We start from the raw sequence: 12,866 nt of genomic DNA on the forward strand, positions 1-12,866 counted from the left end.
AGAAATTTGACTAGCCCCGGCACCACTGCGAAGGGTCGGTAGGCCGGCCCTGCTGGCGGATGGCGAAGTACAAGCCGGCAGCGTCCTGGCCGCCGCTGTCGCCAACGGTGGAAATGGCCTCGCCAGCCTTGACGATATCACCGGCGCTCTTGAGCAGGCTCTGGTTATGGCCGTACAGGCTCAGGTAACCGTTGCCATGGTCGAGAATGACCAGAAGCCCGGCACCGCGCAACCAGTCGGCGAACACTACGCGCCCGCCGTGCACGGCACGGACCTGGGTGCCCGGGTTGGCGCTGATCATCACCCCGTCCCACTTGGCACGGGCATCGCTGCCGCGGGCATCACCGAAACGTGCCAGCAATCGACCATTGACTGGCCAGGGAAGTTTTCCCCGTGCGGCAGAAAATGCGCCGCCGTAGTTCGCGCCGTCGCTGGAAACCAGCGGGCCCAAGGTGGTGCGGGCCTTTTTCGGTGGTTCCACCGGTTCGCGGGCCTGTTCGCGGGCGGCAGCGGCGGCCAGGGCTTCCTGCTGGCGGCGCTTTTCCGCTTCCTGCTGGGCCAGCAAGGCCTTCTTGCGCGCTTCTTCGGCCTCGCGGGCCTGGCGGGCGAGGGTTTCCTCGATGGTCTTGAGTACCTTGGACAGGTCGGCCTGGTCCTGTTCGCGCGATTGCAGCTTCTGGTCGCGGTCCTTCATGTCGCTGTTGAGCTTGGCCAGCACCTGCTGGCGCTTGCCGCGCTCGGTTTCCAGGGCCTGGCGGCGGCTGTCGAGGTCGGCGCGCTGGGCCAGCAGCTGTTGTTGCTGGGTAGCGATTTCCTGTTCGACGTTGGCCAGCTGACGCAGGGTCTCGTTGAAGGTGCGCAGTTGCTCCAGGCGCGCCTTGCTCAGGTAGTCGTAGTAGGTGAGGGTGCGGGCGAACTTCTCGGGGTTTTGCTGGTTGAGCAGCAGCTTGAGGTATTCCTCGCGGCCGTTCTGGTAGGCCGAACGGGCCTGGATGGCGATCAGTCGCTGTTGTTCAACACGGGCGCTCTGGAGTTTTTTTTTCTCGGTATCAAGGCGCTCCAGCTCGCCCTCGGTCTTTTTTAGTTCTTGCTGCAGGGCCTCCACCTGCTTTTCGAGGTTGCCGATATCGGTCTCGGTGGCTTTGAGGTCCTTTTGCACACCGGCCTTTTCTTCCTGGAGCTTGCCCAGCGTCTTCTTGAGCTCGGCAATGTCCTGGCGGGTGGCGTCCAGTTGCTGCTGGGTCTGCGCACGCTCATCGGCAAAGGCCGGGCTGAGGAGGCAAGACAGGGCTAGGAGGATCAGGGCGCGAAGCATGGGGTTTGGCGTACCAAGGATGGAGACTGGCCTAGTATGCCCGCGCGGGCGGGCAAAAAAAACGCCTCGCTGCGGGTGCAGAGGGGCGTTTGTCTGGAATTCATGTGTTGTTGGGGCTGCTGTGCAGCCCTTCGCGGGCTCGCCCGCTCCCACAAAATCAGCGGCACAACCTGCTTTTGTGGGAGCGGGCATGCCCGCGAAGGGCCGCAGAGCGGCCCCAATATACAGAATCAGGCGTCGACCAGAATCGAGGTGCCGGTCATTTCCACCGGCTTTTCCAGCCCCAGCAGCTTCAGCATGGTCGGCGCCACATCGGCCAGCACGCCGCCGTCACGCACCTTGACGTTGCGCTTGCCGACATAGATGAACGGCACCGGCTCGGTGGTGTGCGCGGTGTGCGCCTGGCCGGTGCACTCGTCTTCCATCTGCTCGACGTTGCCGTGGTCGGCGGTGATCAGCGCTTCGCCGCCGACCTTGTCCAGCGCCTCGACGATGCGCCCGACACAGCCATCCAGGGCTTCGACGGCTTTCACCGCAGCTTCGAACACGCCGGTATGGCCGACCATGTCGCCGTTGGCGTAGTTGACCACGATCACGTCATAACGCTGCTGCTCGATGGCCTCGACGATGCGGTCGGTAACCTCCGGTGCGCTCATTTCCGGCTGCAGGTCGTAGGTGGCGACCTTCGGTGACGGGATCAGGATGCGCTCTTCGCCTTCGAACGGCTCTTCGCGGCCACCGGAGAAGAAGAAGGTGACGTGGGCGTACTTCTCGGTCTCGGCGATGCGCAGCTGGGTCTTGCCGTTCTTCGCCAGGTACTCGCCCAGCACGTTGTTCAGGCTGGCCGGGGCGAAGGCGGCGGGGGCCGGGATTTTCGCCGAGTACTGAGTCAGGCCGATGTAGGCGGCCAGTTTTGGCAGGCGGGCACGCGGGAATTCGTTGAAGTCGGCTTCGACGAACACGCGCGACAGTTCGCGGGCGCGGTCGGCGCGGAAGTTCATGAAGATCACCGCGTCGCCGTCTTCGACCTTGACTGCTTCACCGATGCGCGTGGCCTTGACGAACTCGTCGCTCTCGTCGCGGGCGTAGGCCGCTTCCAGGCCGGCCAGGGCGGTGTCGGCGGTGTATTCGGCAGCGCTGTCGACGATCAGGTTGTAGGCGGCGCTGACGCGGTCCCAGCGGTTGTCGCGGTCCATGGCGTAGTAGCGGCCGATCAGGCTGGCGATGCGGCCCTTGCCCAGCTTGGCGAAGGCGGCGTCGAGCAGTTCGATGGACGACTGTGCGCTGCGTGGCGGCGTGTCGCGGCCATCGAGGAAGGCGTGCAGGTAGATCTTTTCCGCACCGCGCTGCGCGGCCAGTTCGGCCATGGCTACCAGGTGGTCCTGGTGGCTGTGTACGCCGCCGTCGGACAGCAGGCCGAGGATGTGCACGGCCTTGCCGGCACTGGCTGCCTTGTCCACGGCACCGGTCAGAACCGGGTTCTCGAAGAATTCGCCGTCGCGGATGGCCTTGGTCACCCGGGTGAAGTCCTGGTACACCACACGGCCGGCGCCGAGGTTCATGTGACCGACTTCGGAGTTGCCCATCTGCCCGTCTGGCAGGCCGACATCCATGCCCGAGCCGGAAATGAGGCCATGCGGCTGGCTGGCGCGCAGGCGGTCATAGACCGGTGTGTTGGCGGCGTAGATGGCGTTGTATTCGGGGCTTTCGCTGTGGCCGAAGCCATCCAGAATGATCAGGACCAGGGGTTTGGGCGTACTCGTCATCAATCAAACTCACGGTTGTTCAAAGATGATAAAGACACGCATTTTAGGGCAAATGCGCCACCGGCGGCGAATATTCGTCCTGTTCCCTGACCAGCGTGGCCAATGTGGCAACATGAAGGTACCTTTCCGGCCGGCCCGTCGGGCTTTGGTGGCACTGGGGGGCTGTGTATACTGGCCGGCATTTTCAATCGCGTGGAACACCCCAGATGGTTGCTAACCTGATTCAATTTGCGACAAACCACTACATCCTGGTGGCGATCTTCGTTGTTTTGCTGGTCGCGCTGCTGGTCAACGAAATCCGTCGCGGCGGCCAGAGCCTGAGCAACGGCCAGCTGACTGCCCTGGTCAATGCCGAAAAAGCCCTGGTCATCGACATTCGCCCGACCAAGGAATACTCCGCCGGTCACATCGTCGGTGCGGTGAACATCCCGCAGGACAAGCTGGTCAACCGCATGAGCGAGCTGGACAAGCACAAAGAGAAGACCCTGATCGTCGTCGACTCGATGGGCCAGCAGTCCGGCACCATCTGCCGCGAGTTGCTCAAGGCTGGTTACAACGCCGCCAAACTGAGCGGTGGCGTTTCCAGCTGGAAAGCCGATAACCTGCCCCTGGTGAAGTGATATGAAGCCCGTCATCGTCTATTCCAGCGACTACTGCCCCTACTGCATGCGCGCCAAGTACCTGCTCGAGAGCAAGGGCGTGGCCTTCGAGGAAATCAAGGTCGACGGCAAGCCACAGGTTCGTGCCGAGATGAGCCAGAAGGCCGGCCGTACATCTGTGCCGCAGATCTGGATCGGCAGCACCCACGTCGGTGGATGCGATGACCTTTATGCCCTGGAGCGCGCCGGCAAGCTCGACGCGCTGCTGGCGGCCTGATTTGCACTGCATTCAAAAACATTAGGATAAGGATCTGCCATGACTGACCAACAGACCAACGGCGCTGCTGCAGAAGACAACAGCCCTCAGTTCTCCATGCAGCGCATCTATGTGCGCGACCTGTCGTTCGAAGCCCCGAAAAGCCCGCAGATCTTCCGCCAGACCTGGGAGCCGAGCGTTGCCCTGGACCTGAACACCAAGCAGAAAGCCCTGGAAGGTGACTTCCACGAGGTGGTGCTGACCCTGTCGGTTACCGTCAAGAACGGTGACGAAGTGGCCTTCATCGCTGAAGTGCAGCAGGCCGGTATCTTCCTGATCAAGAACCTGGATGCGGCTTCGATGAGCCACACCCTGGGTGCGTTCTGCCCGAACATCCTGTTCCCGTACGCCCGCGAGACCCTGGACAGCTTGGTGACCCGCGGTTCGTTCCCGGCCCTGATGCTGTCGCCGGTCAACTTCGACGCCCTGTACGCGCAGGAAATGCAGCGCATGCAGGAAGCCGGCGAAGCGCCGACTGTGCAGTAATAGCTGCATTTGAAAAAGGGCGACTTCGGTCGCCTTTTTTTGTTGGCCCGTTCCGGCCCTATCGCCGGCAAGCCAGCTCCCACAGGTACTGCACAGGTTTCAAGGGCGGTGCGGTCCCTGTGGGAGCGGGCGAGCCCGCGAAAGGGCCGGCACAGGCTATAGCTCAGCTCCCGGCAAACCCATTCTGCCGCCACGCCTCATACACCGTCACAGCCACGGTATTGGACAGGTTCAGGCTGCGGCACCCCGGCCGCATCGGCAGGCGCAGGCGTTGTTCGGCCGGCAGGCTGTCCAGTACCTCGGTCGGCAAGCCACGGCTTTCTGGCCCGAACAGGAAAGCATCACCCGGCTGGTAGGCCACTTCGTGGAACGGGTGCGAGCCCTTGGTGGTGAAGGCGAACAGCCGTGGGTTGCCCAGGCTTTCCAGGCATCCGGCCAGGCTCTCGTGGCGCTTGAGCGTGGCATACTCGTGGTAATCCAGCCCCGCGCGCCGCAGGCGCTTGTCATCCAGTTCAAAGCTGATGGGCTCGATCAGGTGCAGGTCGCAGCCGCTGTTGGCGCACAGGCGAATGATGTTGCCGGTATTCGGCGGAATTTCTGGTTGAAAAAGGATGACGTGAAACATGCACGGCTCCAAGCGTGAAGATGACGGGCATTCTACCCCCGAACCGGACCTGCGTTCGAAGGCGTTCCCGCGGGTGATGCTGTCGCTGGCGATCGTCGGCTTGATGGTGGGGCTGATGATCGGCCGCCTGACCACACCCGACGAGCGCGAGCTGCAGCAGGTGGAGGTGGTGCAGGATGGCCTGGAGCTGTGGTTCAACGAAGAGCCTCAGCTGCATGGCGAGAATGTGGAAGGTACGGTAGCACTGTTGTTCCAGGCCCAGGGCAAGGCCCGGCAAGGGCAACTGAGCTTGCAGGGCAAGCCTGTGAGCTGGCGGGTGCAGAATAGCAAGGAAGGTCTGTTGCTGACGGTGGTGGCCGCGCGCCCCCTGCGCGGCGAGTGGGCCGGTGCAGAGGACGCTGGGCGCTGGCGGTTGCAGGTGAAACTGCACGAATAAAAGAGGGGATATCCCGGCCTGCCTGTACCAGGGTCCCCGAAAGGGGTACTGCGTATAAAGGGGGGATGGCCCGGCCTGCCTGTACCGAGGTCCCCAAAACTGGCGATGTTGCGAATAAAAGAGGGGTTCACCCGGCCTGCCTGTACCAGGGCCCCCGAAACTGGATATGTATGGGTTATTGCAGGGGGCGTGCCAGTTTTGAAAAGCCCGTGAATTATGGGTTTTCAGGTTGATTTGGCCGTTTTTGCGGGGGATTTGTGCCTTCGAGAGGTGCATCGGGCACAGGATCGGTGCATGGGCGCGGGAATGGCGGGGCCCGCTTTGCAGGCCTATCGCGACACAAGGCCGCTCCCACAGGACGCCGCTCGGTTCAGAGATAGCGCCGTACCTGTGGGAGCGGCCTTGTGTCGCGAAAGGGCTGCGCAGCAGCCCCAATGGCCTTGAAGGTTTACCGGACGTTAGTGCTCGTCCCCTTCCTCATCATCGCCACCCGCCACATTCATCCCCAGCTCCTTGATCTTGCGCGTCAGGGTGTTGCGCCCCCAACCTAGCAACAGTGCCGCATCGCGCCGACGGCCAGCGGTGTGCTTGAGCGCCGTCTCGATCATGATCCGCTCGAAGCTCGGCACTGCGCTGTCCAGCAGGCTGGTCTGCCCGCGCGCCAGCGCCTGGTCGGCCCACTGGCGCAGGGCCTGCTCCCAGTTGGTTACCGGTGCGGCGTCCTGTGGCAGGTTCAGCAGCTCGGGCGGCAGGTCGCCGATCAGCACTTCGCGGCTGGAGGCCATCACGGTGATCCAGCGGCAGGTGTTTTCCATTTGCCGCACGTTACCCGGCCACGGCAGGTTGCGGATGAATTCCTCGGTTTCCGGCTTGAGGATCTTCGGCTCGACCGCCAGCTCCTGGGCGGCGCGGGCGAGGAAGTGGCGGGCGAGGGCGGGGATATCCTCGCGGCGGTCGGCCAGCCGTGGAATGTGGATGCGAATCACGTTCAGACGGTGGAACAAGTCCTCGCGGAACTTGCCGGCCTGTACCAGCGACTCCAGGTTCTGGTGGGTGGCGGCGATGATGCGCACATCGACCTTGACCGGCACGTGGCCGCCCACGCGATAGAACTCGCCATCGGCCAGCACCCGCAGCAGGCGGGTCTGGGTGTCGGCGGGCATGTCGCCGATCTCGTCGAGGAACAGGGTGCCGCCGTCGGCCTGCTCGAAGCGCCCCCGGCGCAGGTTGGCGGCGCCGGTGAAGGCGCCTTTTTCATGGCCGAACAGCTCGGACTCCATCAGGTCCTTGGGGATGGCGGCCATGTTCAGGGCAATGAACGGCGACGCCGCACGCGGGCTGTGGCGGTGCAGGGCGTGGGCCACCAGCTCCTTGCCGGTACCGGACTCGCCGTTGATCAGCACGGTGATGTTGGAGTGGCTGAGGCGGCCGATGGCGCGGAACACCTCCTGCATCGCCGGCGCTTCACCGATGATTTCCGGGGTGCGCGCCAGGCTCTGCGGCACATCCAGCCCTTGCTGCTCCTGGGCGTGCTGGTTGGCTCGCTTGACCAGCGAGACCGCCTCGTCCACATCGAACGGCTTGGGCAGGTACTCGAAGGCACCGCCTTGGTACGATGCCACGGCGCTGTCCAGGTCGGAGTGGGCGGTCATGATGATGACCGGCAGGCGCGGGTGCTGCTCACGGATCTGTGCCAGCAGGTCGAGGCCGCTGGTGCCAGGCATGCGGATGTCGGAAATGATAACGTCCGGTTGCTGGCGTGCCAGGCGGCCCATCACGCCATCGGCGCTGTCGAAGCTTTGGGTGGTCATGCCTTCCTGTTGCAGGGCTTTTTCCAGGACCCAGCGGATGGAGCGATCATCGTCGACGATCCATACGGTTTCACTTCGGCTCATGAGGCGGTGGCTCCTTGTTCCAGGGGCAGGTAGATCGAGAAGGCGGTGTGGCCTGCATGGCTTTCACACTCGATCAGGCCCTGGTGCTGGCTGATGATGTTCTGGGTAATGGCCAGGCCCAGCCCGGTACCGTCCGGGCGGCCGCTGACCATGGGATAGAAGAGGGTGTCTTGCAGTTCCGGCGGGATGCCCGGGCCGTTGTCGATGATCTCCACCCGCGCCACCAGGCGATGGCGCACGTGGCCGATGGTGAACTGGCGCAGGGCACGGCTGCGCAGGGTGATGCGGCCCAGGCGCAGTTCGTTCTGCGAACTGATCGCCTGCATGGCATTGCGCACGATGTTGAGCACGGCCTGGATCATCTGCTCGCGGTCGATCAACACATCCGGCAGGCTGGGGTCATAGTCGCGCACCAAAGTGACGCAGCCCTGGCTTTCGGCCTCTACCAGGCTGCAGACCCGCTCCAGCACTTCGTGGATGTTGGTCATGGCCAGCGACGGCAGCTTGTTCGAACCGAGCATGCGGTCGACCAGGTTACGCAGGCGGTCGGCTTCCTCGATGATCACGTTGGTATAGTCGCGCAGGCCTTCTTCCGGCAGCTCGCGGGCCAGCAGCTGGGCTGCGCCGCGGATGCCGCCAAGAGGGTTCTTGATTTCGTGGGCCAGGCCGCGCACCAGCATCTTGGTGGTTTCCTGCTTGCTCAGCTGGGCCTCTTCCTTGGTAATGCGCAGCAGTCGGTCGCGCGGGTGCACCTCCAGCAGCAGCAAGGTCTGGCCCTGGTGCAGGATCGGCGTTACCGCGTAGTCGACGGTTATGGTCTGCCCAGTCAGCGAGGTGAGCTGCGCTTCGCGCTTGGTGAACGGGTGCGCCTGCTCGACCGCCTGGCGCAGCGAGCTGAGGGCCTCGGTCGACTCGGTGAACAGTTCGCTGATGAACTGCCCATGGCTGCGCTGGCCACTGACCGCCAACAGCATTTCCGCGGCCGGGTTCATGTACTCCAGGCGCAGCTCGGCGTTGAGCAGCAGCGTGGCGGTGGTCAGGTTGTCCAGAAGCAGACGGTGCTGGGCATCGCTGATGGTCATAGGGCGTCGTCGACCTCTTTTGGCGCGTGTCGGGCATGGGCGCGGCCATGGTCGGGCGCGCGGTGGATCCGCTGATTCCAGTCTTTGGGCAAAAAATGCAAGAACCAAACCAAGGCTCCGAAAAGAAGCGGAATTTGCCGATAAAGCCCTGAAAACGGGAAAAACCGCACCAGAATGAACTGATTAAACGGTTCATGTGATCGCTTTTGGGGTGCATTCGGGGGCGTCAGTCCACAGAATGCACCAATATGGAGCATAGGTGGTTTCAGGGTTTATCGCACAGCTGGCGGGCACTCGGCTTCTGGCGTTGAAAACGCCAGGTCTTCATTGCTTGCGTGGAACACCATGACAGTGGCGGGCTGCCCAGTGGTGTGCCCGCGGTGCACTTCCCCTTGAAGTTCTGCCAGCGTCTGGCCCGCAACCAGGCTTGTGCGCTTGCCGTCGCGGGTTTCCACCTCAAGTCTGCCCTCCGCCAGATAGCCCAGATTGAGCGCCTGATGGCAGTGCCAGCCGAGGGTTGTGTGGGCGGGGATGCTGACTTTCACCAGCGACAGCACTGGTCGTCCTTCGGGGTAATTGCGATAGGGGGTGCCGTCCCAACTGCCGGTGGCGCGGTGAAGCACCTGTGACGTTGCCTGGCCTGGCGCGATGCCATTGCTGGCGCAGCCGGCGAGGAGGGCGGATACGGTAATCATTGCAGGTAGAAGTTTGCGCATGGCGTGATGTCCGTTGACTGAAGGGACGCCTACCCTGCGTGCTGAAGGGGCGGCGAAATGTCAGCGGCATCTGCTGGTTCTGTATGAAATCGATGAGGCAGCCACGGAAACGAAAACGGCCTCCCGAAGGAGGCCGTTCGTGATCATGTCATCGGCGCCAGGCGCCGATCAGATCAGCAGCTGTAGTACAGCTCGTATTCCAGCGGGTGAACGAAGGTGCGGACCTTGATTTCTTCTTCGCTCTTCAGCTCGATGAAGGCATCGATGAAGTCGTCGGAGAACACGCCGCCCTTGGTCAGGAACGCACGGCCCTTGTCCAGCTCTTCCAGAGCTTCCTTCAGGCTGCCGCAAACCTGCGGGATGTCCTTGGCCTCTTCAGGCGGCAGGTCGTACAGGTTCTTGTCGGCAGCATCGCCTGGGTGGATCTTGTTCTGGATACCGTCCAGGCCGGCCATCAGCAGGGCCGCGAAGGCCAGGTACGGGTTGGCCGATGGGTCCGGGAAGCGAGCTTCGATACGGCGGGCTTTCGGGCTGCCGACGTAAGGAATACGGATCGAGGCGGAACGGTTGCGAGCCGAGTAGGCCAGCATTACCGGGGCTTCGAAGCCTGGGACCAGACGCTTGTAGGAGTTGGTCGACGGGTTGGTGAAGCCGTTCAGGGCCTTACCGTGCTTGATGATACCGCCGATGAAGTACAGGGCGGTGTCGGACAGGCCGGCATAGCCTTCACCCGAGAAGGTGTTCTTGCCGTCTTTCCAGATCGACATGTGCACGTGCATGCCCGAGCCGTTGTCGCCGTACAGAGGCTTCGGCATGAAGGTGGCGGTACGGCCGTAGGCGTCGGCAACGTTGTGCACGACGTACTTCAGTGCCTGTACTTCGTCAGCCTTCTTCACCAGGGTGTTGAACTTGACGCCGATTTCGTTCTGGCCGGCAGTCGCCACTTCGTGGTGGTGAACTTCGACGGTCTGGCCCATTTCTTCCAGTGCGTTGCACATGGCGGTACGGATTTCGTGGTCGTGGTCGAACGGCGGAACCGGGAAGTAGCCGCCTTTCACGCCTGGACGGTGGCCTTTGTTGCCGCCTTCCACGTCAGCGCCGGTCATCCACGAGCCTTGCTCGGAGAAGATCTTGAACATCGAGCCGGAGATGTCCGACTGGAACTTCACTTCGTCGAAGATGAAGAACTCTGGCTCCGGGCCGGCGAATACGGTGTCACCGATGCCGGTGCTCTTCAGGTACTCTTCGGCGCGCTTGGCGATGGCGCGAGGGTCACGATCGTAGCCCTGCATGCTCGACGGGTCGACGATGTCGCAGGTGATGATCAGGGTTGGCTCTTCGGTGAACGGGTCCAGTACGGCAGTTTCGTCGACCGGCATCAGGATCATGTCGGAAGCTTCGATGCCTTTCCAGCCAGCGATGGAGGAACCGTCGAACATCTTGCCGACTTCGAAGAAGTCGTCTTCCAGCGCATCACGCGACGGCATGGTCACGTGGTGCTGAATGCCTTTGGTGTCCGTGAAACGCAGATCAATCCACTTGACGTCATGATCTTTGATGAGTTGAACCGACTTCGACATGTTGTCCTCCGGATGGTCTAGAGCGCGGTGGGCCGCTGCCCTGGAAAAAGGGTGTTGCCGGGCGCGGATAGTCGGCCAAGCTTACCTGCCTCACAAGGGAGCAAATTGCATGCCAGTGCCCGAAAATGGCGAGGGCGGGATAAAAGGGGGCGTTTGCGGGCATTTGGCGCAGGGCTGGCGGGTAAAAATGCACCCTTAAGATGCGAATTTTGGTAGCGGCGCACCAATAGTGTGCATCGATTGAGTTGTGTGCTTTCTTTGAGGGCCTCTTCGCGGGCTCGCCCGCTCCCACAGGTAGGGCGTAAGTCTTGAGAGCTGCGGATGGCCTGTGGGAGCTGGCTTGCCGGCGATGAGGCCGGTGCAGGCAATATAAATCCGACCTTCTGTACAAAAGTTGGTCAAATCCTGAGCAATTTCCGCTATAATTCGCGCCCCTCATTTTCGGCAGGCCCTGCGCGCGCTGTTAACCAATGAAACTTATCGTCAAAGTCTTCCCAGAAATCACCATCAAGAGCCGGCCGGTGCGCAAGCGCTTCATCCGCCAGCTCGGCAAGAACATCCGCAACGTGCTCAAGGACCTCGATCCTGAGCTCGTGGTCGATGGTGTCTGGGACAATCTCGAAGTGGTCACCCGCGTCGAAGACGAAAAAGTCCAGCGCGAGATGATCGAGCGTCTCACCTGCACCCCGGGTATCACCCACTTCCTACAGGTAGAGGAATACCCGCTCGGCGACTTCGACGACATCGTCGCCAAGTGCAAGCAGCACTTCGGTCACCTGCTGGCCGGCAAGCACTTCGCCGTGCGCTGCAAGCGCGGCGGCCACCACGACTTCACCTCGATGGACGTCGACCGTTACGTCGGCAGCCAGCTGCGTCAGCAGTGCGGCGCAGCCGGCATCGAGCTGAAGAACCCGGAAGTGCTGGTGCGCATCGAAATCCGCGACCAGCGCCTGTACGTGATCCACAACCAGCACCAGGGCATCGGCGGCTACCCTCTGGGCGCCCTGGAGCAGACTCTGGTACTGATGTCCGGCGGCTTCGACTCCACCGTGGCGGCCTACCAGATGATGCGCCGTGGCCTGATGACCCACTTCTGCTTCTTCAACCTCGGCGGCCGTGCCCACGAGTTGGGCGTGATGGAAGTGGCTCACTACCTGTGGAAGAAGTTCGGCAGCAGCCAGCGCGTGCTGTTCATCAGCGTGCCGTTCGAAGAGGTGGTCGGCGAGATCCTCAACAAGGTCGACAACAGCTACATGGGTGTGACCCTGAAGCGCATGATGCTGCGCGGTGCCGCGCACATGGCCGACCGCCTGGAGATCGACGCGCTGGTCACCGGCGAGGCGATTTCCCAGGTGTCCAGCCAGACCCTGCCGAACCTGTCGATCATCGACTCGGCCACCGACAAGCTGGTGCTGCGCCCGCTGCTGGCCAGCCACAAGCAGGACATCATCGACCAGGCCTACGCGATCGGCACTGCCGACTTCGCCAAGCACATGCCAGAATACTGCGGCGTGATCTCGGTAAACCCGACCACCCACGCCAAGCGCCACCGCATGGAGCATGAAGAGAAGCAGTTCGACATGGCCGTGCTGGAGCGCGCCCTGGAACGCGCCCGGCTGATCTCCATCGACCATGTGATCGACGAACTGGGCAAGGACATCGAAATCGAGGAAGTGACCGAGGCGCTGCCCGGCCAGATCGTCATCGATATTCGTCACCCCGATGCCCAGGAAGACGAACCTCTGGTGCTCGACGGTATCGAAGTCCAGGCCATGCCGTTCTATGCCATCAACAGCAAGTTCAAGCAGCTGGATGCCAACCGCCAGTACTTGCTGTATTGCGACAAAGGTGTGATGAGCCGTCTGCACGCACACCACCTGCTCAGTGAGGGACATGCCAATGTGCGTGTTTATCGTCCGACATAAGACGCCAGGGCTGTATGGCGGCAGCATCCGCCATCGCCCTCCCGACCATCGGGCCCGCTGAGCCTCAAACCCTACATATTCGCCGCCTACACTGGCGGCAACCGAATCCTCTGATCGAGATACAG

General features: G+C 62.4%; 12 protein-coding genes. 5 read left to right on the forward strand and 7 right to left on the reverse strand.

Annotated elements, in window-relative coordinates:
* Positions 1-10 precede the first annotated feature (10 nt).
* Both B2790_RS03830 and gpmI read right to left on the reverse strand, forming a co-directional pair.
* Positions 11-1,315 carry a murein hydrolase activator EnvC family protein gene (locus B2790_RS03830; RefSeq protein ID WP_015272119.1) on the reverse strand — a complete coding sequence of 435 codons (1,305 nt, stop codon included), beginning with the start codon at positions 1,313-1,315 and terminating at the stop codon, positions 11-13.
* Between the two features lie 230 nt (positions 1,316-1,545).
* Positions 1,546-3,081, reverse strand: coding sequence for a 2,3-bisphosphoglycerate-independent phosphoglycerate mutase (gene gpmI, locus B2790_RS03835; RefSeq protein WP_075046619.1), 1,536 nt, complete (start codon positions 3,079-3,081; stop codon positions 1,546-1,548).
* Between the two features lie 206 nt (positions 3,082-3,287).
* Here gpmI and B2790_RS03840 point away from each other — a divergent pair, with 206 nt between their 5' ends.
* Genes B2790_RS03840 through secB form a run of 3 tightly spaced genes read left to right on the forward strand, consistent with a single transcriptional unit; the run spans position 3,288 to position 4,482 of the window.
* Positions 3,288-3,701 (forward strand): rhodanese-like domain-containing protein, encoded by a 414-nt coding sequence (locus B2790_RS03840; protein WP_003259887.1) that lies wholly within the window; start codon positions 3,288-3,290, stop codon positions 3,699-3,701.
* Position 3,702: 1 nt separating this feature from the next.
* The gene (gene grxC, locus B2790_RS03845; protein ID WP_003249204.1) at positions 3,703-3,957 is read left to right on the forward strand and encodes a glutaredoxin 3; all 255 of its coding nucleotides are present in this window, start codon (positions 3,703-3,705) and stop codon (positions 3,955-3,957) included.
* Between the two features lie 39 nt (positions 3,958-3,996).
* Positions 3,997-4,482, forward strand: a complete 486-nt coding sequence (secB, locus tag B2790_RS03850; protein ID WP_013974581.1) for a protein-export chaperone SecB — start codon at positions 3,997-3,999, stop codon at positions 4,480-4,482.
* 163 nt (positions 4,483-4,645) lie between these two features.
* On the opposite strand, the gene trmL is transcribed toward secB, so the two are convergent.
* The gene (trmL, locus tag B2790_RS03855; protein WP_025340939.1) at positions 4,646-5,107 is read right to left on the reverse strand and encodes a tRNA (uridine(34)/cytosine(34)/5-carboxymethylaminomethyluridine(34)-2'-O)-methyltransferase TrmL; all 462 of its coding nucleotides are present in this window, start codon (positions 5,105-5,107) and stop codon (positions 4,646-4,648) included.
* On the opposite strand from trmL, the gene B2790_RS03860 reads away from it, so the two are divergent.
* Positions 5,106-5,543, forward strand: a complete 438-nt coding sequence (locus B2790_RS03860; protein WP_274078220.1) for a hypothetical protein — start codon at positions 5,106-5,108, stop codon at positions 5,541-5,543. The two genes, trmL and B2790_RS03860, sit on opposite strands and share 2 nt — an antisense overlap.
* A gap of 458 nt (positions 5,544-6,001) precedes the next feature.
* On the opposite strand, the gene ntrC is transcribed toward B2790_RS03860, so the two are convergent.
* The 4 genes from ntrC to glnA form a co-directional block, all read right to left on the reverse strand.
* Entirely contained in the window at positions 6,002-7,438 is a 1,437-nt protein-coding gene (gene ntrC / locus B2790_RS03865) for a nitrogen regulation protein NR(I) (protein ID WP_013974578.1), read from the reverse strand.
* Positions 7,435-8,520 carry a nitrogen regulation protein NR(II) gene (gene glnL / locus B2790_RS03870; protein WP_286918302.1) on the reverse strand — a complete coding sequence of 362 codons (1,086 nt, stop codon included), beginning with the start codon at positions 8,518-8,520 and terminating at the stop codon, positions 7,435-7,437. The genes ntrC and glnL overlap by 4 nt, the downstream gene beginning before the upstream one ends.
* Positions 8,521-8,792: 272 nt before the next feature.
* A complete protein-coding gene (locus tag B2790_RS03875) occupies positions 8,793-9,236 on the reverse strand; it encodes a cupin domain-containing protein (protein ID WP_274078219.1) in 444 nt (147 codons plus the stop codon).
* Positions 9,237-9,409: 173 nt separating this feature from the next.
* The gene (gene glnA / locus B2790_RS03880) at positions 9,410-10,816 is read right to left on the reverse strand and encodes a type I glutamate--ammonia ligase (RefSeq protein ID WP_025340936.1); all 1,407 of its coding nucleotides are present in this window, start codon (positions 10,814-10,816) and stop codon (positions 9,410-9,412) included.
* 470 nt (positions 10,817-11,286) lie between these two features.
* On the opposite strand from glnA, the gene thiI reads away from it, so the two are divergent.
* Positions 11,287-12,741 (forward strand): tRNA uracil 4-sulfurtransferase ThiI, encoded by a 1,455-nt coding sequence (thiI, locus tag B2790_RS03885; protein WP_238067022.1) that lies wholly within the window; start codon positions 11,287-11,289, stop codon positions 12,739-12,741.
* Positions 12,742-12,866: the final 125 nt, after the last annotated feature.

Origin of the sequence: Pseudomonas sp. UBA6753, from assembly GCF_002453565.1 — a bacterium.
Taxonomy (GTDB): Bacteria; Pseudomonadota; Gammaproteobacteria; order Pseudomonadales; family Pseudomonadaceae; genus Aquipseudomonas; species Aquipseudomonas putida_Z.

Coding starts and splice junctions, on each gene's coding strand:
- B2790_RS03830 (WP_015272119.1), bottom strand. CDS start 1,315: ATGCTTCGCGCCCTGATCCTCCTAGCCCTGTCTTGCCTCCTCAGCCCG.
- gpmI (WP_075046619.1), bottom strand. CDS start 3,081: ATGACGAGTACGCCCAAACCCCTGGTCCTGATCATTCTGGATGGCTTC.
- B2790_RS03840 (WP_003259887.1), top strand. CDS start 3,288: ATGGTTGCTAACCTGATTCAATTTGCGACAAACCACTACATCCTGGTG.
- grxC (WP_003249204.1), top strand. CDS start 3,703: ATGAAGCCCGTCATCGTCTATTCCAGCGACTACTGCCCCTACTGCATG.
- secB (WP_013974581.1), top strand. CDS start 3,997: ATGACTGACCAACAGACCAACGGCGCTGCTGCAGAAGACAACAGCCCT.
- B2790_RS03860 (WP_274078220.1), top strand. CDS start 5,106: ATGCACGGCTCCAAGCGTGAAGATGACGGGCATTCTACCCCCGAACCG.
- trmL (WP_025340939.1), bottom strand. CDS start 5,107: ATGTTTCACGTCATCCTTTTTCAACCAGAAATTCCGCCGAATACCGGC.
- ntrC (WP_013974578.1), bottom strand. CDS start 7,438: ATGAGCCGAAGTGAAACCGTATGGATCGTCGACGATGATCGCTCCATC.
- glnL (WP_286918302.1), bottom strand. CDS start 8,520: ATGACCATCAGCGATGCCCAGCACCGTCTGCTTCTGGACAACCTGACC.
- B2790_RS03875 (WP_274078219.1), bottom strand. CDS start 9,236: ATGCGCAAACTTCTACCTGCAATGATTACCGTATCCGCCCTCCTCGCC.
- glnA (WP_025340936.1), bottom strand. CDS start 10,816: ATGTCGAAGTCGGTTCAACTCATCAAAGATCATGACGTCAAGTGGATT.
- thiI (WP_238067022.1), top strand. CDS start 11,287: ATGAAACTTATCGTCAAAGTCTTCCCAGAAATCACCATCAAGAGCCGG.